This is a genomic window from Sphingobium sp. SG1 (genome assembly GCF_057063145.1).
Genome location: NZ_JBVVOJ010000004.1, coordinates 218,164 through 244,556, shown reverse-complemented (window position 1 = coordinate 244,556; position 26,393 = coordinate 218,164). Strand labels below are relative to the sequence as shown.

Annotated in this window: 19 protein-coding genes; 13 read left to right on the top strand and 6 right to left on the bottom strand. The window is 65.6% G+C overall.

Annotated features, from left to right (window positions below):
• The first annotated feature begins 61 nt into the window (after positions 1–61).
• Genes AC0KVN_RS11815 through AC0KVN_RS11800 form a run of 4 tightly spaced genes read left to right on the top strand, consistent with a single transcriptional unit; the run spans position 62 to position 5,952 of the window.
• The gene (locus AC0KVN_RS11815; protein WP_435567047.1) at positions 62–3,391 is read left to right on the top strand and encodes a trifunctional glycoside hydrolase family 18/polysaccharide deacetylase/glycosyltransferase family 2 protein; all 3,330 of its coding nucleotides are present in this window, start codon (positions 62–64) and stop codon (positions 3,389–3,391) included.
• Positions 3,392–3,443: 52 nt separating this feature from the next.
• Positions 3,444–3,860 (top strand): PDZ domain-containing protein, encoded by a 417-nt coding sequence (locus AC0KVN_RS11810; RefSeq protein ID WP_435567046.1) that lies wholly within the window; start codon positions 3,444–3,446, stop codon positions 3,858–3,860.
• Positions 3,861–3,872: 12 nt separating this feature from the next.
• Positions 3,873–4,559 (top strand): response regulator transcription factor, encoded by a 687-nt coding sequence (locus AC0KVN_RS11805; RefSeq protein WP_435567045.1) that lies wholly within the window; start codon positions 3,873–3,875, stop codon positions 4,557–4,559.
• Complete coding sequence (locus AC0KVN_RS11800; protein WP_435567044.1) at positions 4,552–5,952, top strand: sensor histidine kinase; 1,401 nt, start codon at positions 4,552–4,554, stop codon at positions 5,950–5,952. Before AC0KVN_RS11805 ends, AC0KVN_RS11800 begins: the two co-directional genes overlap by 8 nt.
• Before the next feature lie 252 nt (positions 5,953–6,204).
• Here AC0KVN_RS11800 and AC0KVN_RS11795 read toward each other — a convergent pair whose 3' ends face one another.
• Positions 6,205–7,065, bottom strand: coding sequence for an SMP-30/gluconolactonase/LRE family protein (locus AC0KVN_RS11795; protein ID WP_313230650.1), 861 nt, complete (start codon positions 7,063–7,065; stop codon positions 6,205–6,207).
• Between the two features lies 1 nt (position 7,066).
• Positions 7,067–8,215 carry an aldose epimerase family protein gene (locus tag AC0KVN_RS11790; RefSeq protein ID WP_435567043.1) on the bottom strand — a complete coding sequence of 383 codons (1,149 nt, stop codon included), beginning with the start codon at positions 8,213–8,215 and terminating at the stop codon, positions 7,067–7,069.
• A gap of 125 nt (positions 8,216–8,340) precedes the next feature.
• Between AC0KVN_RS11790 and AC0KVN_RS11785 the strand changes: the two genes are divergently transcribed.
• The gene (locus AC0KVN_RS11785; RefSeq protein WP_004208494.1) at positions 8,341–9,645 is read left to right on the top strand and encodes a sugar MFS transporter; all 1,305 of its coding nucleotides are present in this window, start codon (positions 8,341–8,343) and stop codon (positions 9,643–9,645) included.
• A gap of 96 nt (positions 9,646–9,741) precedes the next feature.
• Here the strand turns inward: AC0KVN_RS11785 and AC0KVN_RS11780 are convergent, their stop codons facing one another.
• The gene (locus AC0KVN_RS11780; RefSeq protein ID WP_010338088.1) at positions 9,742–10,509 is read right to left on the bottom strand and encodes a FadR/GntR family transcriptional regulator; all 768 of its coding nucleotides are present in this window, start codon (positions 10,507–10,509) and stop codon (positions 9,742–9,744) included.
• A gap of 231 nt (positions 10,510–10,740) precedes the next feature.
• On the opposite strand from AC0KVN_RS11780, the gene araD1 reads away from it, so the two are divergent.
• The 8 genes from araD1 to AC0KVN_RS11740 all read left to right on the top strand — a co-directional run bounded on the left by araD1 (position 10,741) and on the right by AC0KVN_RS11740 (position 24,228).
• On the top strand, positions 10,741–11,733 hold the full coding sequence (gene araD1, locus AC0KVN_RS11775; protein ID WP_435567042.1) for an AraD1 family protein: 993 nt from the start codon (positions 10,741–10,743) through the stop codon (positions 11,731–11,733).
• A gap of 4 nt (positions 11,734–11,737) precedes the next feature.
• Positions 11,738–12,664 (top strand): Gfo/Idh/MocA family protein, encoded by a 927-nt coding sequence (locus AC0KVN_RS11770; RefSeq protein WP_048937404.1) that lies wholly within the window; start codon positions 11,738–11,740, stop codon positions 12,662–12,664.
• A 19-nt stretch (positions 12,665–12,683) separates the two neighbouring features.
• The gene (locus tag AC0KVN_RS11765) at positions 12,684–14,249 is read left to right on the top strand and encodes an alpha-N-arabinofuranosidase (protein ID WP_435567041.1); all 1,566 of its coding nucleotides are present in this window, start codon (positions 12,684–12,686) and stop codon (positions 14,247–14,249) included.
• Positions 14,250–14,331: 82 nt separating this feature from the next.
• Positions 14,332–15,360 carry an arabinan endo-1,5-alpha-L-arabinosidase gene (locus tag AC0KVN_RS11760; protein WP_435567040.1) on the top strand — a complete coding sequence of 343 codons (1,029 nt, stop codon included), beginning with the start codon at positions 14,332–14,334 and terminating at the stop codon, positions 15,358–15,360.
• A 52-nt stretch (positions 15,361–15,412) separates the two neighbouring features.
• The gene (locus tag AC0KVN_RS11755) at positions 15,413–16,846 is read left to right on the top strand and encodes a family 43 glycosylhydrolase (protein WP_435567039.1); all 1,434 of its coding nucleotides are present in this window, start codon (positions 15,413–15,415) and stop codon (positions 16,844–16,846) included.
• 259 nt (positions 16,847–17,105) lie between these two features.
• Positions 17,106–19,934, top strand: coding sequence for a TonB-dependent receptor (locus AC0KVN_RS11750; protein WP_010338082.1), 2,829 nt, complete (start codon positions 17,106–17,108; stop codon positions 19,932–19,934).
• Between the two features lie 121 nt (positions 19,935–20,055).
• Positions 20,056–22,086, top strand: coding sequence for an MGH1-like glycoside hydrolase domain-containing protein (locus AC0KVN_RS11745; RefSeq protein ID WP_483656119.1), 2,031 nt, complete (start codon positions 20,056–20,058; stop codon positions 22,084–22,086).
• A 117-nt stretch (positions 22,087–22,203) separates the two neighbouring features.
• Positions 22,204–24,228, top strand: a complete 2,025-nt coding sequence (locus tag AC0KVN_RS11740) for a trifolitoxin synthesis, TfuA (RefSeq protein ID WP_423300952.1) — start codon at positions 22,204–22,206, stop codon at positions 24,226–24,228.
• Here AC0KVN_RS11740 and AC0KVN_RS11735 read toward each other — a convergent pair.
• The 3 genes from AC0KVN_RS11735 to AC0KVN_RS11725 are packed head-to-tail and all read right to left on the bottom strand — an operon-like array spanning position 24,215 to position 26,366.
• Positions 24,215–24,907, bottom strand: coding sequence for a TfuA-like protein (locus tag AC0KVN_RS11735; RefSeq protein WP_435567037.1), 693 nt, complete (start codon positions 24,905–24,907; stop codon positions 24,215–24,217). The genes AC0KVN_RS11740 and AC0KVN_RS11735 overlap by 14 nt on opposite strands.
• Entirely contained in the window at positions 24,904–26,082 is a 1,179-nt protein-coding gene (locus tag AC0KVN_RS11730; RefSeq protein ID WP_435567036.1) for a YcaO-like family protein, read from the bottom strand. The genes AC0KVN_RS11735 and AC0KVN_RS11730 overlap by 4 nt, the downstream gene beginning before the upstream one ends.
• Before the next feature lie 14 nt (positions 26,083–26,096).
• Entirely contained in the window at positions 26,097–26,366 is a 270-nt protein-coding gene (locus AC0KVN_RS11725) for a hypothetical protein (RefSeq protein WP_004208506.1), read from the bottom strand.
• Between the last annotated feature and the right edge of the window lie 27 nt (positions 26,367–26,393).

The following is a 26,393-nucleotide window of genomic DNA, read 5'->3' as shown; positions in this document are numbered from 1 at the left end:
CCGGGCCGGCCTATTGCCGCGTCATCGTCGCAGAGGAGTAGCGACGCGCGGACCACAGGCCATGACCAGACCCATTTTCTTCGATCCCACCGGCCGGCGCGGCATCTGGGCGCGGCGCGCCCTCGCCGCCCTGCTGTGCGCCATCATCGCCGCCACCATCGCCTTTGCGACGACGCTGATCGCCGTCCCGTCGGAAGGCGATCTGGCGCTGCCTTTGCCCCAGCCACGCGCCGCGCATCTGACCGGCATGTCGCGGCTGCGCCATGACCTGTCCAAATGGCTGCCGCGCTGGCCCGGCCATGTCGCACAGGCCCGTCCGCTCAATGTCGGCTTCTATGTCCCCGATGACGAAAGCAGCATTGCCTCGCTGCGCCGTCATGTCGGCCAGCTCGACTGGGTCGTGCCCGCGCTGGTGACCGTGCCCGGCAGCGATCCCGCGCCCCGTTTCCATGCCGACCCGCGCCTCGACCAGATGATCGCCAGCATGGGCCGACCGCCCAAGCTGCTGCCGATGGTCCAGAATCTGGATGCCCATGGCTGGAACGGCGCCGGCACCGCCCGCCTGCTCGCCAATCCTGCCGCCAGCCGCCAACTCGCCCAGCGGCTCGCCGCCTCGGTCGCGGCGCATCATGATGCCGGGCTGGTGATGGACTTTGAATCGCTGCCGTCCGGCGCGCTGCCCGCCTATCTCCATTTCCTGCGTCAGTTGCGCAGCGACCTGCCCGCCCGCGCCAAGCTGGCGGTGACCGCCCCCGCCGGCGAGGAATGGCCGCTCGCCCGCCTTGGCCAAATTGCCGACCATGTCATCTTCATGGCTTATGACCAGCATTGGCAGGGCGGCACCCCCGGCCCGATCGCCGCGCAGGACTGGTTCGCCCGCGCAGTCGAGGATGCCAGCCGCCGCATCGGCCGCGATCGCATCATCGTCGCGCTCGGCAGCTATGGCTATGACTGGCATGATGGCGGCGCCGACGCCCTGTCGCTGGACGAGGCATGGCTCGCCGCCCATGACAGCGACGCCCCGGTCAGCTTCGATCCCGCCAGCGGCAATGCCGGCTTCGCCTATGATGATGACGGCCATCGCCATCAGGTCTGGATGCTTGATGCCGCCGCCAGCTGGAACGAGTTGCAGGCGCTGCGCCGTCTGGGCATCCAGGGCGTGGCGCTGTGGCGGCTGGGCAGCGAGGATCCGGGCATCTGGTCCGACCTCACCGCCTTCCGCAACGGCAGCCGGCCCGACCTGCGCCAGGTCGCGAGCAAGCTCGACACCGATGTCGAGGGATCGGGCGAGATATTGCGCATCACCGCAACGCCGACCGATGGTAGCCGATCGATCGCCTTCGGCCCGCAGGGCACCATCCTGCGCGAAACCTATCATGTCCTGCCCACCCCCTATCAGGTGCGGCGGACCGGCGGCGCCCAACCCAAGATGCTGGCGCTGACCTTCGACGACGGCCCGGACGCGACCTGGACGCCCAAGATCCTGTCGGTGCTGGAACAGCATCATGTGCCCGGCACCTTCTTCGTCATCGGCGAGAATGCGCTGGAGCATCCCGGCCTGTTGCAGCGGATCGTCGCCGACGGCGACGAGATCGGCAACCATAGCTACAGCCATCCCAACCTCGCCACCTGGTCGGACGAGAGCACCCGGCTGGAACTCAACGCCACCCAGCGGCTGGTCCAGGCCTATACCGGGCGCAGCATGAAGCTGTTCCGCGCGCCCTATTTCGGCGACGCCGAACCGACGACGGCGGACGAACTGGGGCCGGCACTGGCAGCGCAGAAGGCGGGCTATACCGTCGTCGGCCTGCACGTCGATCCCAATGACTGGCAGCGGCCGGGCACCGATACGATCGTCCGCCAGGTGATCGACCAGGTCCATGCCGCCGATGCCGAGCGGTCCGGGAATATCATCCTGCTGCATGATGGCGGTGGCGAACGGTCGCAGACGGTCGCCGCCCTGCCGCAGATCATCACGACCTTGCAGAAGGAAGGCTATCGCTTCGTACCGGTCTCGCGCCTTGCCGGCCTGTCGCGCGAAGCGGCGATGCCGCCGGTCCGTGCCGGCGACTTGACCGCCGTGCGCGTCGATGTCGGCATGTTCATCACGCTCGCCGTCATCTCTGCCCTGCTCGGCTGGATCTTCTATGTCGCCATCTCGCTCGGCATCGCCCGCGCCCTGCTGATGACCTTCCTCGCCTGGTTCCAGACCCGCCGCGACCGGCCGGCGCCGCCCATCTATCAGCCGACCGTCTCGGTCATCATCCCGGCCTATAATGAAGCACGGGTGATCGAGGCGTCGGTGCGCCGCGTGCTGGCCAGCGACTATCCCGCATTGCAGCTGATCGTCGCCGACGACGGGTCGAAGGACGAGACCAGCGCCATCGTCGCCCGCGCCTTTGCCGACGATCCGCGCGTCACCCTGCTAACCTTGCAAAATGGCGGCAAGGCGGCGGCGCTCAACCGCGCCCTGACGGAGGCGACCGGCGAGATATTGATCGCGCTCGACGCCGACACCCAGTTCGAGCCGCTGACGATCACGCGGCTGGCGCGCTGGTTCGCCGATCCGGCGATCGGCGCGGTGGCCGGTGACGCCCGTGTCGGCAACCGGGTCAATCTCGTCACCCGCTGGCAGGCGCTGGAATATATTACTGCGCAGAATCTGGAGCGGCGCGCGCTCGCCGGCTTCGACGCCATGACCGTGGTGCCCGGCGCCGTCGGTGCCTGGCGCCGGGCGGCGCTGGATGCCGTGGGCGGCTATCCCGAAGACACGCTGGCCGAGGATCAGGATCTGACCATCGCGATCCAGCGCGCCGGATGGCGCGTCACCTTCGATCCCGAGGCCGTCGCCTGGACCGAGGCGCCCGAAAGCTTCAAGGCGCTGTCGAAGCAGCGCTATCGCTGGGCGTTCGGCACGCTGCAATGTCTGTGGAAGCATGCCGCCATCCTGCGCAGCCGCAAGCCCACCGGCCTCGCGCTGGTCGGCATGCCGCAGGCCTGGCTGTTCCAGATCGCCTTCGCCGCCATCTCGCCGCTGATCGATCTGGCGCTGCTGCTGTCGATCGCCGGCACGATCCTGCGCGTGCAGCAGCATGGCTGGGCACAGACCAGCGGCGACGTCGCGACCATGGCGCTCTATTGGCTGGTGTTCACCGGCATCGACATCGCCTGTGGCTGGATGGCTTATCGGCTGGACGGCAACAAGGTGCGCTACCCCGCCCATCTGCTGGTCGCCCAGCGCTTCGTCTATCGTCAGATCATGTATTGGGTCGTCGTCCGCGCGATCGCATCGGCCATTGGCGGCTGGGTCGTGGGATGGGGCAAGCTGGAACGGTCGGGTCGCGTCTCGGTGGCACCGGCTGCGGCGGTCCCCGGCATGAACAAAGTGTAACATGACACGCAACCCCGCCTCGCCCATTCTACCCGCAAAGACAGCTCAGGACATGGCCAGGAACATGGAGGCCCCGCGCATAGACAAGACCGCAACCAGCCGCCTGCTGATCGGCCTGGCGCTGTGTGCGGCGTTGATGAGCGGCGCCTTCTTCCTGCATGTCCGCCGCGATGCGGAGGATCATGGCAGCGTGTCGGGCGCCAGCGCCCAATTGCTACCCGGATTGACGCTGGAAAATGCAGAGCCGGCCGGCACCGGCCTGGTCGTCACCAGCATGGAATCGAGCGGCCCGGCAGCCCGCGCCGGCATCGCCGTGGGCGACGACCTCATCCGTATCGACGGCACGCCGATCGCCTCGCTGGACCAGGCCAATGCCTATCTCAGCCAGCATGGCAACGCCCATCTCATATTGGGCTTGCGGCATCAGGAGGCCGTCCGCATGGTAGCGCTCGACCGTTCGCCAGATTAGGGGGCCGCGCGCATGAGCCACAAGATTCTGGTGGTGGAGGATGATGCCGCCACCGCCGCCTATATCGTCAAGGGCATGACCGAGGCGGGCTTCACCGTCGATCAGGCCGACAATGGCCGTGACGGCCTGTTCCTCGCCAGCGACGGCAGCTATGGCGCGATCATCCTCGACCGGATGATGCCGGCGATGGACGGCATGGCGATGCTGAAGGCGCTGCGTGCCGCCAGCATCGAAACCCCGGTCATCTTCCTCTCCGCGCTCGGCACGCCCGAGGATCGGGTCGAGGGGCTCACCAGCGGCTCCGACGATTATCTGACCAAGCCCTTCGCCTTTGCCGAACTGCTGGCGCGCGTGCAGTTGCTGTTGCGCAAAGCCGGCGGCAATGCTGCGGTCGTCACCAGCCTGCGCTATGATGATCTCGACATGGACCTGCTCGCCCGCCGGGTGAAGCGCGCCGGCAAGGCGATCGACCTGCAACCGCGTGAATTTCGCCTGCTCGAATTCTTCCTGCGCCACCCCGACCAGGTCGTCACCCGCACCATGTTGCTGGAGGGCGTGTGGGACTATCATTTCGACCCCGGCACCAATGTGATCGACGTGCATATCAGCCGCCTGCGCCGCAAGCTGGACGACGTATCGGTCCGGCCCCTGCTGCATACGGTACGCGGCATGGGCTATCGCCTGGGCCTCGATGGCTGAGGCGGGCGCGCGGGCCGGGGCTGCGGCCGGCTGGCGCGGCTTTGCCCGGTCGACCATCGGCCGCTTCGTCGGGCTCGCCTTCCTCTGCCAGTTCCTGGTCACCGGCGGCGTGCTGCTGTTCGTGCAGCAGGCGAGCCAGCGCACCGTCGTCGCCGCCGACCGCGATGCCGTCCATGACCTGCGCGACGAATTGCTGCGGGTCGCGCGGGAGCGCGGGGCGGCAGGCCTGCGGCAGGATATCGAACGACGCCTGCCCACGGTGCGCAGCGAGCGCATCGTGCTGCTGCTGACCGACGCGCAGGGGCGGATCGTCGCGGGCAATCTGGGCGCCTGGCCGACGACAATTCCCGACAATACACCCTGGCGCACGATCGAGCTGTACCGCATCGGCGGCGAACAGCCCGAGCCGATCGGCGTCAGCACGTCCCGCCTGCCCGATGGCGGCCGCCTGCTCGCCGGCATCGTCACGTCCCACAGCCTGCAACTGACCCGCATCTATGAGGAGGCGCTGACCATCGCCTTCCTGATGAGCCTACTGCTCACCCTCATCATCGCCATCCTGCTCGGCCGGGTGCTGACGCGCCAGATCTCCGCGATCGCCGACACCGCCAATGCGGTCGCGGTCGGCGCCTTCCATCGCCGGGTCGCCACCGACGGCAGCGGCGACGCCTTCGATCGGCTGGGCCTGTCGATCAACGCCATGCTGGAGCGGATCGACGCGCTGGTCAGCCAGTTGCGGATGATGACCGATGGCCTGGCCCATGACCTCAAATCGCCCGTCACCCGCCTGCTCTCGGTGGTCGAACAGGCCAGCACCCAGACCCGTGACGACCAGGCCCTCGACGCGCTGGAAAAGGTCCATCGCGAGGCGCAGACGCTGCAGGGGATGCTCTCGACCGCCCTGCTGATCAGCCGCACCGAGGCGGGCTTTGGCAGCGACCGGATGCGCGACACGACGATCGCCGAACTGCTGGAGGATCTGGCCGAAGTCTATGGCCCGCTGATCGAGGATAGCGGCTTCACCCTCCATGTCGCGGCGCCCGTTGGTCTCGCCTTCCCGCTCCACCGCGAACTGGTGAGCCAGGCCATCGCCAATCTGATCGAGAATGCGCTGAAATATGCCGAGGGCGGCGATCGTATCGCGATTGAAGCCGCGATGGCGGGTGACGCGCTCACCATCAGCGTCAGTGACAATGGGCCGGGCATTCCCGCCGACCAGCATGAAGCGGCGATGAAGCGCTTCGGCCGACTCGACCCGTCGCGCACCAAGCCGGGATCGGGACTGGGCCTGTCTCTGGTCGAAGCGGTGGCGCGGCTGCATCATGGCGCGCTGCTGCTGGGCGATGCCGCTCCTGGCCTGCGCACGACATTACGCCTGCGTCGCCCCGCCTGAGCGGCGCCCGATTTTCCAGCGATTTTAAGGGAAAAGGCACATCCCGGCCGACAGCGTAGCGCGTGCAGTCGCCGGCCATCGACCGGGATGAAGCATTGCCACCCTTTTGGAGAGGGGAGTGACAACGTTGTCCTGCGCATTAGCGCGTAGCCGCGGGGGTTGCAACAGCGATTTGCCACGGCTCGTCGCAGGACATGAAAAAAGCCGCCAAGCCCTTGCAGGCCGGCGGCTTATTTCTGCCGTTGGCTTGTATCAGCCGCCGTACAGATTGGTCGGCAGGCCCTTCACGCCGCACTCCACCTCGAAAAAGGCGCCGTCATAGTCGGATTCGGGCAGGCCGATCGCGGCCGAACTGACGAACATGCGGTCGAGGTCGGGACCGGCGAAGGTGATGTTGGTCACCTGCTTGGCTGGCAGTTCGATCGCCCGATCGAGCTTACCCTCGGGCGAAAAGCGGCTGATCCGCGAACCGCCCCAATGGGCCACCCACAAATAGCCTTCGGCATCCACCGTCATGCCGTCGGGATGGCCATCGGCTTCGGTGAAGGTGATGAAGGGCTGGCGATCGTGAATCGCGCCATCCGCGCCGCGGCGGAAGCGATACATGATCCGGCGGCCAGTATCGCTATGATAGAGATATTCGCCACAGGCCGAGAAAGCCGGGCCATTGGGCACGCGATAGCCATCATCCATCACCGTGACCGAACCATCGGGATCGAGGCGATAGAGCGCGCCGACATCCTGTCCTTCGGCCATGTCCATCGTGCCGCACCAGATGCGGCCATCCTTGTCCGCCTTGCCATCGTTCATGCGATTGCCGGGCAGATGCGGTTCAGGATCATGGATCGGGGTGATCGCCAGCGGGTCCAGCGTGAAGCTGGCAAAGCCGCTCTGGAAACCGCCGATGAAGCCGCCCTGCGCCCGCTCGGCCACCCAGCCAAGCGGTTCGGGCATGGCCCAGCGCGACACCTGGCCATCGTCGAGCGACAGCCGGTTGAGTGCCGGGGCCAGGATATCGACCCAATAGACCGCATTTTCGCGGGCGGACCAGAGCGTCCCCTCCCCCAGCGTGTCGCGGATCTCGCCGCGTTCGATCTTGCGCCAGGCGGTCATGTCAGCGCTTCACCGACAGGCGATAGACCATCTGATGATGATAGGGCTTGCCCGGATCGACCCGCGCCGAAACGAAGCTCGGCTGGTTGGGCGAGTCGGGGAATTTCTGCGGCTCCAGCGCGATGCCGTCGCCCATGCGATACACATGGCTGTTCTTGCCGATGAAGGTGCCGTCCAGGAAATTGCCGGTATAGAATTGCACGCCCGGCTCGGTGGTCAGCACTTCGAGCACGCGGCCCGATGCCGGATCTTCCAGACGCGCGGCAAGGCCCGGCGTCTTGGTCAGCCCCTTGTCGAGCGCGAAATTATGGTCGTAGCCACGGCCCGCGATGATCTGCGCATCATGGCCATCGCGGATGCCGTCGGCGACGCGGCGACCATTGCGGAAGTCGAACACGCCGCCGTCCACCGGCTTCAGTTCGCCGGTCGGGATCAGGTTGGCATCGACCGGGGTATAGGCCTTGGCCGGAATCGTCAGCACATGGCCCAGCGCGCCGTCGGTCGAGCCTTCGCCGCCCAGGTCGAAGATCGCATGGTTGGTCATGTTGACGATGGTCGGCTTGTCGGTCTTCGCGTCGAACGCGATGCCCAGATTGCCGCTCTCGTCCAGCGTATAGGTGACGGTGACGTCCAGCTTGCCGGGATAGCCCGAATCGCCATCGGGGCTGACCAGCGACAGTATCAGCGTCGCGACCGGCCCGCTCTTGACCGACACGACCTTCCACACCTGCTTGTCGAAGCCCTTGCCGCCGCCATGCAGCGAATTGACCTTGTCGTTGAGCGGCAGCTGATAGGCCTTGCCGTCGAGGCTGAACTTGCCGCCGGCGATGCGGTTGGCATAGCGGCCCACGGTCACGCCGAAGAAGTTGGGATGGTCGACATAGCCGGCCAGATCGTCATAGCCCAGCAGCACGTCGGCGCTCTTGCCGTCCTTGTCCGGGCCGGACAGCGACTGGAGCGTCGCGCCATAGCTCAGGATCTTGGCCGACACGCCATGGCTGTTGCTCAGCGTGATCGTCTCGATCGCGGTGCCGTCGGCCAGCTTGCCGGCCGGGGCGCGGCTGGCATCCGCCGCCATCGCCGTGCCGCTTGCGAGCGACAGGGCCAGTGCGTATGACAGCGCTGTTTTCAAATCGACGACCTTTCGCATGGACTTCCTCTCGTGAAACCTAGGCCCATTGACGGGCGGTTACGGGGGATATACTCCGACAAAATAAGCGGACGCAACCCTAGATCGGTCTCGTCAGCTAGTGGAACTGCACTGGAGAAGGATGAATGGCAGGACCGATTTCCTCAGGCGCTGCGCCGGTCGCAACGCATAACCCCGGCACGCGTTATGGGCCCGCGCTCGCGCTGCTGGCCAGCCTCTTCTTCATGTGGGGCTTCATCACCGTCATCAACAACACGCTGCTGCCGCATCTGCGCAGCGTGTTCGAGTTGAGCTATACCCAGACGACCTTGATCGAATCGGTCTGGTTCATCGCCTATTTCGTCGCCTCGATTCCCTCGGCCAAGCTGATCGAACGGGTCGGCTATCAGAAGTCGCTGGTGATCGGCCTGCTCATCATGGCCGCCGGCGCGCTGGGCATGACGGTCGCCGCGTCCATCCCCTCCTATGGCGTGACCCTGGTCATGCTGTTCGTGATCGCCAGCGGCATCACCCTGCTGCAGGTCGCCGCCAACCCCTATGTCGCGGTCGTCGGCAAGCCGGAAACCGCCTCGTCGCGCCTCAATCTGGTGCAGGCGATGAACTCGGCCGGCACGATGCTGGCCCCGATGTTCGGCGCCTATCTGATCCTCGGCCGGTCGAAGGCCGGCACGGCGCAGGGCGAAGTCGTCCTGACCCAGGCCGAACGCCTGGCCGACGCCCAGTCGGTGATCCTGCCCTATGTGCTGGTCGCGATCGTGCTGGTGGTGCTGGCCTTCGTCATCGCCCGCTTCCCCCTGCCCGCCATGGGCAGCGCGACCTCGCGCCTCGCCAAGGAAGAGCGCAAGAAGCATTCGCTCTGGTCGCACCGCAACCTGGTGTTCGGCATCCCGGCGATCTTCATCTATCTGATCGCGGAAATCGGCGTCGCCAACCTGTTCGTCAATTTCGTCAGCCAGCCCACCATCGCCAACCTGACCCATGAGCAGGCCGGCAATTATCTGTCGCTGCTGTGGGGCGGCATGATGGTCGGCCGCTTCGCCGGTTCGGCGATCATGCAGAAGTTCGACGCGGGCCATGTCCTCGCCGCCTTCTCGGTCGGTGCCTTCATCGTGATGATGGTCACCGTCTTCACCACCGGCCCGGTCGCCATGTGGTCGCTGATCCTGGTCGGCCTGTTCCACTCGATCATGTTCCCGACCATCTTCACCCTGGGCATCAAGGGCCTCGGCCCGCTGACCGAAGAAGGTTCGGGCCTGCTGGTGATGGCAATTGCCGGTGGCGCACTGGTCGTGGTGCAGGGCTGGATGGCCGACCATTATGGCCTGCAGACCAGCTTCCTGCTGACCGCCGCCTGCGAACTCTATGTCCTCTTCTACGCCCTGTGGGGATCGAAGACGACGCAGGCGCTGCCGGAACCGGAACTGCACTGAGCGTAAGGCTTGGACCCAAACAGAAAAGGCCGGGGTGGTGATCCACTCCGGCCTTTTTCTTTAGGTTGTTTGTTAGGAGCCTACGGCGCCTCCCCCTCAGCGCCCCATCGTGCTCGCCGTATCCTCAAGCGCCAGGTCGACCAGCACGCCCATCGCCTCGGCCGCCGCAACCGGATCGCCCGCCGCGATCGCGTCATAGACGCGGACATGGTCGGGAATCGGGTTGCGCGGCAGGGCACGGGCGCGCTGCTTGAACTGGGTGGTCCAGTTGACCGCAGCGCCGATGCTGGCAGTCAGCGTCAGCAAGGCATCATTGCGCGTCGCGTTCAGGATCGCATTGTGGAAATCGCGGTCGGCCGCGCGCCCTGCCTCGGTCGCCAGCGTATGGCGGCGCATCGCGGTCAGCGCATCCTTCATGATGCGCAGATCCTCCTTGTCGCGCCGCATCGCCGCCAGCCGCGCCGCTGCCGGCTCGACGATGGCACGCAACTCGAACAGGTCGCGCACGAACTGGATGTCGGGTTCGCCGGCAAAGGCCCAGGCCAGCACTTCGGGGTCCAGCAGGTTCCAGCGGTTGCGCGGCAGCACGCGGGTGCCCGCCTTAGGCCGGCTTTCCACCAGCCCCTTGGCGGTCAGCACCTGGATCGCCTCGCGATAGGCGCTGCGCGATACTTCCAGTTCCTCGGCAAAGGCGACTTCGCCCGACAGCGTGTCGCCGGGCTGATATTGGCCGGACAAGATCGCCATGCCCAGCTTGTGCGCGATCGCGCCATGCAGCCGGCGGCCGGGGCCGCGCGTCGGCTTGGCCGCCCCTCCGCCATTGTCCGCCCCTGCCCCATTTCCGGGCGGCTTCCCCTGTTCCATTCACGCTCCTCTCGGCCTGCCCCTCATCAGGCATGGCTCTTCTTAAAAGACAATCATTGCCATTACCATCTTCCTGTAATATGTCGGAGTAATTAAGGGATGGAAAGGGAAAAGGCGGCCGCCATTCGGCTGATTGCCCGACCTTTCCAGGCAGCGCGCCAGCTTGGCGCAAAGCGGGATTGTCTAGCCAATACCAGCGCCACGGATCGGCGCGCGGGAGGAGAGTTTTTCATGACATTGCGTCTGTTGCAGCACCGCGCCGAAAACGGCGTCCGGTCCGTGATCGCGGCCGAAGGTGACACCGCCCATTTCGTTCCCGGTTTCGACAGCATCCGCGCGCTCGCGCTGCATGCCATCGACCGCAAGATCAGCCTGGCCGAAGCGGTCGTCGCCGCAGGCAAGGGTGATGCTGTCAACATCGGTGTCGCTTTCGAGGCCGGCGAACTGCTCGCCCCGATCGACCATGAGGATGGCGCCCATATCCAGCTGACCGGCACCGGCCTCACCCATCTTGGCTCGGCCGAAGGTCGCGACAAGATGCACCGCGAAGCGGCCGCTGCCGAAAAGCAGACCGATTCGATGCGCATGTTCCTGGAAGGGCTGGAGGGCGGCAAGCCCGCCGCCGGCCAGACCGGCCAGCAGCCCGAATGGTTCTACAAGGGTGACGGCTCGCAACTCGTCGGCCCGACCGACCCGCTCACCATGCCCGCCTTTGCCAAGGATGGCGGCGAGGAACCGGAAATCGCCGGCATCTACATCATCGGCTCCGACGGCATGCCCTATCGCCTCGGCCTCGCGCTCGCCAACGAGTTCAGCGACCATGTGACCGAGCGCCACAATTATCTGTGGCTCGCCCACTCCAAGCTGCGCCAGGCCTCGCTTGGCCCGGAACTGCTGGTCGGCACGCCGCCGGAGCATATCGAGGGCACCAGCCGCATCCTGCGCAACGGCCAGACCATCTGGGAAAAGCCGTTCCTGTCGGGCGAAGGCAATATGTCGCACAGCTTCGCCAACCTGGAACATCATCATTTCAAATATGACCTGTTCCGCCGCCCCGGCGACGTCCATGTCCATTTCTTCGGCACCGCCACCCTGTCCTTCAGCGACGGCGTGCAGACGCAGGAAGGCGACGTGTTCGAAATCATCGCTGCGCCCTTCACCCTGCCGGTGCGCAATGCGCTCAAGCGCGCCGAGCCTGTCGAAGTGACCGTACAGGCGCTCTGAAGCGATGGACCCGATCCGCATCGCGATCATCGGCATCGGCAAGATTGCACGCGACCAGCATGTCCCCGCCATCCGTGGGAACAGCGCGTTCAGTCTTGCCGCGACGGTCAGCCCGCATGACGCCGGGCTGGACGACGTGCCGCACCATGCCAGCCTGGACGAATTGCTGGAACAGGGTCCGGCCGTCGATGCGGTCGCGCTCTGCACCCCGCCCCAGGTCCGTTACGACCTGGCGGCGCAGGCCCTGGCCAAGGGCATCCATGTCTTCCTGGAAAAGCCGCCCGGCGCGACCCTGGCCGAAGTGGCCGCGCTCAGCGCCCGTGCCGACAAGGTCGGGGCCAGCCTGTTCGCGGCCTGGCATTCGCGCTTTGCCGCCGGCGTCGCTCCGGCCCGCGCCTGGCTCGCCGAGCGTCGGATCGACAAGGTGTCGATCATCTGGCGTGAGGATGTCCGCGTCTGGCATCCGGGCCAGGCCTGGATCTGGCAGCCCGGTGGCCTCGGCGTGTTCGATCCCGGCATCAACGCCCTGTCGATCGCGACCCATATCCTGCCGCGCCCCTTCTTCCTGAAGGACGCGACCCTGGTGCTGCCGGAAAACCGCGCAGCGCCGATCGCCGCCGACATCCTGTTTCGCGACACCGCCGGCGCCGAAATCCATATGGATCTCGACTGGCGCCAGACCGGCCCACAAAGCTGGGACATCATCGTCGAGACCGATGCCGGCCCCTTGAAGCTCAGCCATGGCGGCGCCGTTCTGTCGCTGCCCAGCGGCACCGAACATGGCGAGGATATCGAATATGCCGGCCTCTACAGCCGCTTCGCCACATTGATCCGCGGCGGCCGCAGCGATGTCGACACCGACCCGCTGCGCCTGGTTGCCGACGCCTTCCTGCGCGGCAAGCGGGAAACCACCGACGCATTTCACGACTGACATTCGAGAGGAGAGAGGAATGTTGAAAGCCCTGCGCCGTACCACGGCCGCGCTGCTGCTGTGCGCCACCGCGCTCGCCCCGGCCGCGCACGCCCAGACCGGCGGCAAGCCGACCACGGCGACGATCCATGCCAACCAGCCCGGCGCCGTCTATGACAAGCGCGTCTTCACCCAGTTTGCCGAGCATCTGGGCAATGGCATCTATGGCGGCCTATGGGTCGGCAACGACAAGTCCATCCCCAACACCAACGGCTTCCGCAACGACGTCGTCGCCGCACTGCGCAACCTGTCGGTGCCGGTGATCCGCTGGCCCGGCGGCTGCTTCGCCGACGAATATCACTGGCGTGAAGGCATCGGCCCGAAGAAGGACCGCCCGGTCAAAGTCAACACCCATTGGGGCGGCGTGACCGAACCCAACACCGTGGGCACGCACGAATTCTTCGAGCTGCTGCGCCAGGTCGGCGCCGAAGCCTATATCGCCGGCAATGTCGGCAACGGCACGCCGCAGGAAATGGCCGAATGGGTGGAATATATGACCGCGCCCGCCGGCAGCCTTGCCGAACTGCGCGCCAAGAACGGCCATAAGGAGCCCTGGGCCGTTCCCTATTTCGGCATCGGCAACGAGCTGTGGGGTTGCGGTGGCAACATGCGCCCCGAATTCGCCGCCGACGAAACCCGTCGCTACGCCACCTTCGTCAAGGCGCCGGCCGGCACCAAGATCATGAAGGTCGCCGCCGGCGCGAATGTCGACGACTATAACTGGACCGAAACCATGATGCGCGTCGCGGGCGACAAGCTCGATGGCGTCTCGCTCCATTATTATGTCCATCCCGCCGGTGGCTGGCCGCCGCGCGCACCCGCCGTCGACTTCGACGAAAATGGCTGGGCCGACGCACTCAACGGCGCGATGCACATGGACGAACTAATCACCAAGCACAGCGCGATCATGGACAAGTACGACCCCAAGAAGCGCGTCTTCCTGGCGGTCGACGAATGGGGCGCCTGGTATGCCCAGGATCCGGGCACGCATCCTGGCTTCCTGCGCCAGCAGAACACGCTGCGCGACGCGCTGATCGCCTCGATCCATCTCGACATCTTCGCCAAGCATGCCGACCGCGTCCGCATGACCGCGATCGCGCAGATGGTGAACGTGCTGCAGGCGATGATCCTGACCGACGGCAAGAAGATGGTGCTGACGCCCACCTATCATGTCTTCGAGATGTACAAGCCCTGGCAGGACGCCACCGTGCTGCCGATCGACATCCAGACGCCCTGGTATGCGAAGGATCAGTACACGATGCCGGCGGTCAGCGGCTCGGCGGTCAAGGGCAAGGACGGCAAGGTCCATGTCGGCCTGTCGAACCTTGACCCGAACCAGACCAATACCGTCACCGTGAAGCTCGATGGCCTGAGCGCCAGCAGCGTCACCGGCCGCATCCTGACGGCGTCGGCGATCAATTCGCACAACACGTTCGACGCGCCCGAAACCGTCAAGCCCGTCGCCTTCACCGGCGCACAGGTCAGCGGCGGCACGCTGACCGTCGCGCTGCCGCCCAAGTCTGTGGTCGTGCTCGAACTGCAATAAGGCTTTTCGCCAACTGGGTGGGCGGCTCCTCGGGGCTGCCCGCCCATTTTTCGTTTCCGATAATTTGGGGAGAGGCCGGCAGATGCGGCAGACCATCATCACCTTGGCAAGCCTTGCCCTGCTGGCCGGCAGTGCGATCGCGCAGGCACCGACCGGGCAGCCCGCGACCACGCTCAACGACCGCCTGACCGGCGACCTCGTCCCCACCCATGATCCCGTCATCATCCGCGAAGGCGGCACCTATCATGTCTTCAGCACCGGCCATGGCGACCGGCTGATCGAGGCGCGGACCTCGCCCGACCTTGTCCACTGGACCGCCGGCAAGCCTGTCTTCACCACCCTGCCCAACTGGGCCAAGCAGGCGATCCCCGGCAGCAACGGCATGTGGGCGCCCGACATCTCCTACGTGAACGGCCGTTATCGCCTTTATTATTCGGTTTCGACCTTCGGTTCGAACCGCTCGGCCATCGGCCTTGCCACCAGCCCGACACTGGACCCCAAGGCGAAGAATTTCGGCTGGCGCGACGAGGGGCTGGTCGTCATGTCGACCAGGGAGGATGATTATAACGCGATCGATCCCAATTTCATCATCGACCGCGATGGCCGCCACTGGTTGAGCCTCGGCAGCTTCTGGACCGGGATCAAGCTGTTCGAGCTGGATCCCAGGACCGGCAAGCCCAAGGATCCCAAGGCCACGCCCTATGCGATCGCGCGTCGCCCCGCCCCCGCCGGCGGCCCGGCTCCGGTGGAAGCGCCCTTCATCGTCGACCATGGCGGCTATTATTGGCTGATGGTCAGCTATGACTATTGCTGCAAGGGCGTGAACAGCACCTATTACACCGTGATCGGCCGTTCGAAGGCGATCACCGGCCCTTATCTGGGCAAGGACGGCAGCCCGCTGATGGAAGGCGGCGGCAGCATCTTCCTGCGCGCCGACCTGCAGGAACAGCAGCGTTTCCGTGGCCCCGGCCATGCCGGCTGGCTGCATGATCGCGATGGCAAGGACTATGTCGTCTACCATGCCTATGACAAACAGGCGAACGGCGCCCCGACCCTGCGCATTGCGCCGGTGCACTGGGGGGCTGACGGCTGGCCCGTTGCCGATTATTGATCCAATTGTCTGACTATCGCCGCGTCCCGCCGCGGCATCAGGAGAGAGAAGAATGAATTTCGCCCTGTCCCGCCGTGGCTTCCTTGCCAGCACTGCCGCCTTGTCGGCCGCGCCGATCGCCGCCCGCGCCGGTGCCGCCGCTCCGGCCGTTACGGCCCCGGTGCCGGTCAATCCGCTGGTCAAGCAGCGCGCCGACGCGCAGGTCTTCCTGCATGATGACGGCTATTATTACATGACCGGATCGGTACCCGAATATGACCGGCTGGTGCTGCGCCGCTCCAAGACGCTGGCTGGCCTTGCCACTGCGCAGGAAGCGGTGCTGTGGCGCCATGAGGCAAGCGGCCCGCGCTCCGGCTTCATCTGGGCGCCCGAACTCCACCAGATCGACGGCAAATGGTATATGTATTTCGCCGCCGGCCCGAGCGGCGGTGGCGACGATGTGTTCCGCATCCGCACCTATGCCGTGGTGTGCGACGGCGCCGATCCGATGACCGGCAAATGGAGCGTGCTGGGTGAGTTCCAGGCCCCCTGGGACAGTTTCAACCTCGATTCCACCAGCTTCGTCCACAAGGGCGTGCGCTATTTCGCCTGGGCCCAGAAGGAACCGGGCATCAACACCAACAGCAACCTTTACATCGCCAAGCTAGAATCGCCACTGAAGCTGGCCGGGAAGGCGACCCGCCTGACTGTGCCGACGCTCGACTGGGAAGTGCGCGGCTACAAGGTGGCCGAAGCCCCCGCCGTCCTGCATCGCAATGGCCGCCTGTTCATGACCTATTCGGCCAGCGCCACCGACGCGCGCTACTGCCTGGGTATGCTGACCGCCGACGAGAATGCCGACCTGCTCGATCCCAAGAGCTGGACCAAGTCGCCCCAGCCGGTGTTCAAGACCTGCACCGAAACCAGCGTTTATGGCCCCGGCCACAACAGCTTCACCGTGGACGAGAAGGGCCGCGACATCCTCGTCTATCATGGCCGCGACTATGAGGCGATCCAGGGCGACCCGCTGTTCAACCCCGACCGCCACACCCGCGTCCAGCGCCTCTATTTCCAGGCCGACGGCACCCCGGACTTCGGCGTGCCCGTGGGCAATGGCGCGATGCCGGAACGGTTCGTCTCGGCTGCCGATCCCAAGGCGCTGCTGGCGCATCAGGGCACCGACCTGATCGCGGGCAATCCCGCGCTCGCCCAGACCCAGTTCCGCCAATCGCCCGGCCGCGCCGGCGCCAAGAGCGTGATGCTCTCCCCCATCCTGCTGCCCGACCATTATCTGGTCGCGGCGAAGGACGGCACGGTCAGCCTGATGAAGGATGATCGCAGTGCCGATTTCGCGCTGCGCAGCCAGTTCGTCCGGTTCGAGGATGCGGCCCAGGGAACGGTCCGCTTCGCGACCATCGCCGTCGCCGGCAAGCATCTCGCCGCAATCGACGGGCGCATCGGCCTCGCGCGCAGCAAGGATCCGCGCACGCAATGGTACGCCGACTGACCGCGACTCGCCGAGTCTGACAAATAGGGCCATGGGCTCGCGCTGCCAAAAGCTGCGCAAGCCCATGGCCTTTCGGCTTTTTATGGCCTGAAACGCCCGGAAAACCGGGCCAAAATCGCTGCGGCAAAATTGCAACATGGGTGCCACGTAGCGCAACCCCGACCCAATATTTCACTTGCGCTTCTCAGCATGTGGAAATAATTAGTCCGAGTAATTCGTGGGCATGGCAACGGGCCAGCCCCTTGGGGAGGACTTGAAAATGGCTATCCGGCCGATCGCACTCTGTTCTGCGTCGCTTGTCGCGCTGACCCTGTCGGGCGCCGCTTTCGCGCAGACCGACGCCGCTCCGCAGACCGTTACTCAGGAAGCACCGACCGAAGATATCGTCGTCACCGGCGTGCGCGCGTCGATCGTCGGCGCCCTGAACGTCCGCAAGGAATCGACCCAGATCGTCGATTCGATCGTGTCCGAAGACGTCGGGAAATTGCCTGACAATAATGTCGTCGAAGCGCTTCAGCGCGTAACCGGTATCCAGGTTACCGACCGCGCCGGCGGCGAAGCGGCGACCATCACCATTCGCGGCCTGACCGACCCGTTGACCACCCTTAACGGCCGCAACATCTTCACTGCCGCCGGCACGTCCTTCGCCCTGCAAGACATCTCGGCCAACCTCGTGAAGCAGGTCGATGTCTACAAGACGCGTTCCGCTGACCAGCTCGAAACCGGCCTTGCCGGCCAGATCGACGTCCAGACCCGTCGCCCGCTTGATTTCGATGGCTTCACCATTTCCGGCCTGGCGCGCGGCGTCTATTCGGAGCTGGCGGACAAGTTCAATCCGAACGTCGCGCTGCTGGTCAGCGATCGCTGGGAAACCGGCATCGGCGACATCGGCTTCCTGATCAACGGCAGCTACACCCGTGCCCATTATCGCAACCAGAATCTCCAGGCCGGCGCCATGGTGCCCTTCGCCACCGAGAATCCGCCGGAAGGTTCGGGCCTGACCCCGCTGCAGCGTATCTTCCCTGGCGCGACCAACGAGAACTGGACGCCGGGCCTCGACGCCGGCCTGCCGACCGCACCGGGTTCGACACTCAACATCAACGGCGTCGAAACGCCCTATTATCTCTCGCGTGACGCCGTCATCGCCTCCGACCTCTACGGCAAGCGCGAGCGTCCGTCGGTCAACGCTGCGCTCCAGTGGGCGCCCAATGACAGTTCGGTTTACACCGCCGAGGTGTTCTACACCGGCTTCCGTGGGGAAACCTTCAACAGCCTGCACTTCAGCTTTGCCGACTGGTGGGGCAACCTGCCCGCCGACGTGGCCAACAGCTTTGAACTCTATGATGGCACCAACATCATCAAGTCGCGCCAGATGGGCGCGGTCGCCGGCTTCAACAGCGGCGACATGGCGACCAACAAGACAGACAGCTATGTCTATGCGCTGAACGCCAAGTGGGACGTGGGTGAGCGCGGCAAGATCGTTGCCGACATCGCCTATCAGGACAGCAAGAACGAAACCTCCTTCTTCGCTATCCGTACCGATCGCGGCCCGCTCGACATCGACGTCGATTTCAACGCGGGTGGCGGCCTGCCTGCCTACAGCTTCGCCAATCAGGGCGTGCTGACCGATGCAAGCCAGTGGACCGTCGGCAACCTGTTCGACAGCGGCACCAAGAACACCGGCAGCGCCCTGACCATGATGCTGGACGGCGAATATAAGTGGGACGAAGGCTTCCTGCGTCGCATCAAGGCCGGCTTCCGCTTCGATGATCGCAACGCCGATTCCTACGTCCGCGATCAGGGCGCCGGCGGCCTGCCGGGCATGACGCTGGCGGCCTTCAGCCAGGGCACTCCCTTCACCAACAGCGGCTTCTTCGACGGACGCGCCGACATCCCGACCAGTTGGGTGCTGGCTGACCCGCGCAGCATGGACAAGGATGCTGTCCGCAGCCTCTATCGTTCCGTAGCCCCCGGCCTGTTGCTGTCGGACGAAATGACTTTCGGCCATGTGTTCGGCATCAACGAAACCAATCTGGCCGCCTATGTCATGGCCGATGGCGAAGTCGAAATCTTCGGTCGCCCGCTGCAGCTTCAGGCTGGCGTGCGCTTCGTTGCAATCGACACGCTGTACGACTATTTCGACCGCGGCAATAATTTCGCGCGCACCACCGTGTCGACCGGTTCGGAAAAGTTCCTGCCGTCCTTCACCGCGCGCTATAATCTGACCGACAATCTGCGCATCCGCTTCAACTATGGCGAAACGCTGCGCCGTCCGGCCTTTGGCGATCTCAACCCCAATCTGGCGCTGACGGGCGATCTCTCCCGCATCGGCTTTGGCTCGGGTTCGTCGGGCAACGCCAATCTGCGTGCGACCCATTCGAAGAATATGGACCTTGCGATCGAATGGTATTTCGAACGCAACAGCGCCATCTATGCGACCGCTTTCCGTCGCAAGATCGACGGCTTGGTCGTTCCGCTGACCGTGCGTGAGTTCATCCCGAACAACTATCTGCCGCGCAACGAAACCTATACCGAATATTTCAACATCACCCGGCCGGAAAACGCGTCGAACGGCACGCTCAAGGGTGTGGAACTAGGCCTCACCTACTTCCCGTCCTACCTGCCCTCGATCCTCGACGGCCTGGGCTTCACCGGCAGCGCGACGATCCTGGATTCCGAACAGACGATCCCGGTCGTCAACAATGAAGGTGAGATCACCGGCACCGCCAAGTCGGCCTTCTTCGGCGTGTCGAAGCTGTCCTATAACGCCACGCTGGCCTATGACAGCGGCCCGGTCGGTGCCCGCCTGTCCTACATCTGGCGCAAGGGCTTCCTGAACAACAATGAAGGCCGCTCCTTCGCCAACCCGATCGGCATGTGGCGCGCGCCCGAAAAGAGCCTGGACTTCCAACTGACCTGGAACGTCAATGACGATATCGGCGTCACTTTCGACGCGGTGAACATCACCAAGGCGAAGCAGCAGAACTATTACAAGTTCGGCGATGTCGGCAATCCGACGGAGTTCAACTCCAGCACGCTGCTGATTGATCGGACCTTCGCTCTGGGTGTCCGCTTCAAGTTTGACTGAGTGCCCGATGGGGCGTGGCGTCTCCTCGCTGCGCCCCATTTTCATGGCGGTCGTTCCGGGAAACCTCTCCAACTCCCCGGAACGGCCGCCATATTTGTTTCAGGATATAGGGAGACGGACGATGCGCGCGATGAGGATGCTTCTGCTGGCAGGGGCTGCCATGATCGGCATGGGTGCCGCCTCTCCCCCTCCCCGCTCCGCCGGCCTCGATACCCATGCGATCGCGGTGCAGCGCTTCGGCAATGACGCGCCCTGGTATCAGGATCGCATCCCCTTCTTCGAATCCGCCGACCCCAAGATCGACGCCGTCTATTATTATCGCTGGCAGCTCTATCGCGGGCATCAGCGCGATCTGGGCGAAGAAGGGTATATCACCACCGAATTTTTCGACGATGTCGACTGGCAGCGCCATCCCTATGCCAGCCTCAACGACGCGACCGGCTTTCATCTGGCCGAAGGGCGCTGGCTGAACGACCGGCGCTTTGCCGACGACTATATCCGCTTCATGTATCGCGGCGGCAATGACCGCCACTTCACCGACTATATGGCGGACTCGGTCTGGGGCCGTTACCTGATCGATGGCGACAAGGCGGGCGTGCTCGAACATCTGCCGGTGATGCGCCACATCTACCGCCTGTGGGACGAGAAGTTCGACTTCGACAAGGGGCTCTATTTCGTCGAGCCGCTGCTCGACGCCACCGAATATACCGTCTCCTCGATCGACGCCTCGGGCGGCAAGGACGGGTTCCGCGGCGGCGACGCCTTCCGCCCCTCGGTCAACAGCTACATGTATGCCAATGCCCGCGCGTTGGCGAAGATGGCGACCATGGCCGGCGACACCGCCATGGCGCAGGAATATGAAGCCCGCGCGCAGGCGCTGAAGGACCATGTCCTTGCCGACCTGTGGAGCGAGAAGCTCGGCCATTTCATCGACCGGCACCAGAACCGCAAGAACCCGCACGTCAAATATTGGGATCCGATCCGCAACCGCGAATTGGTCGGCTATCTCCCCTGGATGTTCGATCTGGTCCCGGACGACGCCAAATATGCCGGCGCCTGGGCGCATCTGCTCGACCCCGCCTCGCTCGCCGGCAAGGCGGGCATGCGCACGGTCGAGGCGAATTACGAATATTATATGCGGCAATATCGCTATCTGGGCGACGCGCCCGAATGCCAGTGGAACGGCCCGATCTGGCCCTATCAGACGACCCAGGTGCTGATCGCCATGGCCAATCTGCTCGATCATCATGCCCAGCAGGGCCCGGCGACCCGCAGCGACTATATGCGCCTGCTGCGCCAATATACCGCGCTCCATTATCAGGGCGACCGGCTCGACCTGGAGGAGGATTATCATCCCGAAACCGGCAAGCCGATCGTCGGCCTCGACCGCAGCCATCATTATTTACATTCGGGCTATAATGACCTGATCCTGGGCGGTCTGGTCGGCATCCGTCCGCGCGCCGACGATGTGCTGGAGGTGAACCCGCTGCTGCCCGACGCCGGCGATCCGCAGGCGCTGGCCTGGTTCCGGGCGCAGGACGTGCCCTATCATGGCCATCGCATCGCCGTGACATGGGACGCGGACGGCAGCCATTATGGCCGGGGCAAGGGCCTGTCAGTCGAGGTCGACGGCAAGGAAGTCGCCCGGCGCGAGACATTGGGCCGGATCGAGCTGCCGGTGGCACGCGTTGCCAATGCGCCCGTCGCCCGGCCGATCAACCGCGCCGTGCAACTGGTGCGCAGCCAGTTCCCGATCGGCAGCGCGTCGAGCAACACCGACCCTGAAAATGTCCATGATGCGATCGACGGCCGCACCTGGTTCTTTCCCGAACTGCCCAATGGCTGGTCCTCCGCGCCCGGAGAGGCCAACCAATGGTATGCCATTGACCTGGGCAAACCGGTGTCCATCGGCCGCGCCGAACTCGCCTTCTTCGCCGACGGCAAGCAGTTTGCCGTGCCGCAATCCTATCGCCTGCAGGCCATGGTCGATGGCCAATGGCGCGATGTCGCGACGCCCAAGGGAGTGCCGCTCGCCAATGGCGTGACCGACCTGCGCTTTGCGGGCCGCGCCGCGCGCCAGTGGCGAGTGCTGATGCGCCAGCCCCAGGGCAAGGCGATCCGGCTGGCGGAGATCAAGCTGTTCGACCGCTGAATTGGCTATGGCCCTGGATCGTGACGCAGCCTAAACGGACCGTCGCCCTGTTCAGCAAGCTGTGTTAGGGCGGATCGATCGGCGGCCCGGCACTGCAGGCCGCCAGCAATAAAGGGCATGATGGTGACAGCGGCTGGCGAGCTTCGGTTTCGCTTTCGATTGCTCGGCGATTTCCGCCTGATCGACGAGGCGGACGGACGCGACCATAGCCCGCGCAGCCGCAAGGCCTGTGCCCTGCTCGCCCATCTTGCGCTGGAGCCCGATCGCCGCGCCAGTCGCGACCGGCTGGTCGGCCTTCTATGGAGCGACCGGGGCGAGGTGCAGGCCCGCGCCAGCCTGCGCCAGGCGCTGACCGACCTGCGTGCGCATCCGGCCGCCCCGCTCATCCAAATCGAACGGCGTGACCTGCATCTGGCAGAGGGTGGCTTTTCCAGCGACCTGGGCGAGATACTGGCCTGCGCCGCCGCCAACGACCTGGCCGGGCTGGCCCGCATCCTGGATGGCGCCGGCAGCGCGATACTGGACGGGCTGGAGGGGCTGGATCGTAGCTTCGACGACTGGCTGATGATCGAGCGGCAACGCTGGCGCGAGCGCATCGTCCAGGACGTGCTGCACGCCGTCGAGCGCAATGGCCAGGACGATCTGCTCGACCTGCGCCGGGCGATCCTGACCCAGTTGCAGCGGCTCGACACCGGCGATGAACGGATCGCCCGGCTCGGCATGGCGCTCGACCAGAAGGCCGGCGACCATGTCGCGCTCCACCGCCGCTACCGCCAGTTGGAGACCGGACTGCAACGCGATCTGGATGCCCGCGTGTCGCCCGACACCGAAAGGCTGCTGCGCGAACTGACGACGGTCGGATCGGTCATCGCTCCCGCCCCGCGCGCGACCGCCGCGCCCGCCATCGCCACAATCCCGCAGGCCAATGTCGAGCCGCCGATTCTGGTGATCGCCCCGTTCAGCCTGATCGGCGATGGCGGCCCGGACGGCGCCCTGCTCACCAGTATCTGCCATGACGATCTGCAGACCGCCCTGGGCGGCATGCGCGACCTGCGCATCCTGTCGGTCGACGCGCCATCGGCCGAGCGGATGAAGGCGGCCGCCCCCGCCTCGATCGCCAGCTATGCGCTGGACGGGTCGGTCCGCGCCGACGGCGATGGCTGGCGCATCAACCTGCGCATGACGCGGATCGACAGCGGCTTCCTGGTCTGGACGCGCCAGTTGACCGTGCGCCAGGGCGAATTGCTCGCCGCGATCGACGATCTGGTCGCCCGGATCGCTGGCGCCATCCTGCCGGTGGTCGAACGCGATGTCGGCAAGCTGATGGAAGGACGCGTGCCCAGCGGGTCGGACGCCTATCCGCTCTATTTCACCGCCCGTGCCAAGATATTGGCCGCCGCCAGCCTGGCCGAGGTGCAGGAAGGTGCCGACCTGCTGGAGCGCGCAATCCTGCTGGAACCGCGCCTGACCAACGCCTATCTGCAACTGGCGCGCCTCTACAACACCGATTTCATGCAGTTGATGGCGGGCCATGACGCCGCGCCGCTGCGCGCCCGCGCCTTCGATCTCTGCACCCGTGCGGTCGCGCTGGAACCCACCCATGGCGGCGTGCAGTCGCGCCTGGCCTGGTGCTATTTGCGACGCGGCGACATGAAGCAGGCGATGCAGGGCTTCATGACCGCACTCGACCTGACGCCCTTTCACGCCGACGGCATCAACGAGATCGGCTTCGGCCTCGTCCATCTGGGCGAGATGAAGGAAGCGCAGCGCCTGATCGCCCGCGCCTTCGAACTGAACCCCTTTCCGTCGGACGAATATTTTTCCGATCTCGCGGTGCTCTATGCCCTGTCGGGCGAGCATGAGGCAGCGGAAACCCAGTTCGAGATCGGCCGCAATCGATCGATCCATTATCTGGCGGTGCGGGGCGCCAATCTGGGCATGCTGGGCGGCGCGAAGCAGGCCGCCCCGGTGATCGACGAACTGCGCCAGCGTTTCGCCAGCCTGTGGCAGGGCGATACTCCGGCCCGCGACGCCGATCTGGTCGACACCATGATCCAGTTCCTGCCGCTGCAGGGGCCGGCCGAACGCAGCCTGTTCCTGACCGGGCTGGAACAGGCCGGATTGCGCATCACACCGCGCTGATCTCCGCGCGCAGGCTGCGCAGGAAGAAGCTTTGCGGCGGCGGCGCGACACGCGGCGCGGCCACCGGCCCCGCTATCGTCCGCAGCAACAGCTCCGCATCCTTGCGCTTGAGGCTAAGCCCCTGATCGATCGGTGGCAGGTCGCGCCCGGTCGCCTGTCGGAAGGCGTCGCCGATCAGCGTCCAGCTGCGATCGCGGAAATTCATCCGCCGCGCCAGCCGCAGCAGCAGCGCGCGGTCGCCTGCCGCCATCTCCACCTGCTCGATCGCATGTTCGGCATCGACCAGTGCCAGCGTCATCGCGCGATGTCCCAATTCTGCCGGCGCATGGCTGACCATCACCGCATCGTCCCGCTCGATCTGCCCAGCCGTGTAAGCCTGCGCGATCACGCCGATGCCGACCATGCCGAACGGCGCCAGTTCCGCCGCACGCAATGCACCCAGGCTCGCCGCACCATAGACCGCGATCCCCTCGGCCATCACCTGGATGATTTCCTTGTGCCAGACCGATGGCGTGGTTTCGAACAGTCCGTCGATCAGGCCGATCGCGGCCGGTCGTTCGATCGCGGCACGCAGCATGTCGCCGCGCCGCGCCGGTCCGCGCAACGCGACGCCATCGGGCAAGGCCATCACGGAACCGCCCAGGCTCGGCCCGGCGAAGACGATCGCATGCAGGCTCATGCCGGCTCCATCGCCGCCTGCGCCGTGCCCGTGTGCGATGGCCGGTCATGATCGCCAAAGGCCGGCACCAGCAGCTTCACCACATCGATGCCGATGTCGGGCCGGGTCAGGTCATGACAGGCGACCGGCCCTGCCCCCACCCTCGCACAGCGATCGAGCAGCCAGGCCAGATCTTCCTCTGCCCCGTCATGCGCCACGGAGGGCACCGCCGACCAGGGTCGGGTTGCCGGCGCGAAATCGAGCATCGCCAGCAGGAAGCCCTGCCGCTGTTGCCCGGCATCGCGATAGCGCGCCGGATCGATATCGTCGCGCGCGCCGGCGATCAACGCGGCACGGGTCTGCGCCGCCTCGCAAATGGCGCGGGCGAGCGCGACGCCGGCATCAGGATGGCATCCCGCCCCCATTGCCGGCGGCAATTGCACGCTGCGGGTCGCCCCCCTCTCCGTGATGGCACAGCCGATCACCGCCGCGCCGATCGGACCGGTCATGTCCCACAAGGATAGCGACAGGCCCGCGCGCCGCACCCGCGCGATCAGGCTGCGGCCCAGCCGATCGGTGATGCTGTCCAGATCGATCGCGCTTGCCCGGCGCGCGCGCAGTCCCTGTTCCAGCCAGCGGGCATGATCCTCGCGCTCGATCAGCTCGCACAGCGCCGAACAGCGCGCCTCGGCCGGCGTATTGCCTGATGCCAGTCCATTGCTGTTGGGCCACAGATCGAGTTCGGCCGGCACGGTGAAATCCATGGTCACCAGCCCATGGGGTATCCGCATGGGTCGGCCGCTCAGCAGGTCGATCGCCTCGACCCAACCGCGCGGTCGGGCCGGATCGAAGGATGTGCCCTGCTTGTCGGCCCGCGCCATCTGGCTCCAGAGTTGGGCCTCTCCGGCATCCGCCACGCCATGACTGCTGGCGGAACAGGTTTCGGCATGATGCAGTTCGATCGCTTCCATCAGCGCGGAGACGCGCGCGGCATCGGGCGTGGCGCCCTTGCCCTGCGACACGGACAGCGACAGTGACAGGGGACGAACCGCCTGGAATACGGGGATGCCGATGCGATCCAGGCCGGTCACATCGGCAAGCCGCGTGACACCCAGCGCACGGGCGACAGGCGCGATCCGTGCGAGGGTGTCGGCAGGACGGCGGGAGCGATGCGCCCCGCGCCGGAACATCTTCATGGGCGCGATCGGCCTCAGGCGAAGTCGGCCTTGCCCGACCCAATCTCGGCAAAATAGGCGCGGGTGGCGCGCTGCTGTCCCGGCAGGGCGACCGCGTCCAGAACCGGACCGTCGGTGAACAGGCCGGCCACGCCGGCGATCGCCGCCTTGGCATCATCGCTGTCATCGTCGGCGGCCAGATAATGGACCTGCTCGACAAAGGCATAGCCAACGACCTTGGCCGGGTCGGCCGGGTCGGTCAGCTTGATGACATAATTGGCATCGGTGTCGTAGGATTCAGCCATATATACCCCCATAGTTCGTGACGGATC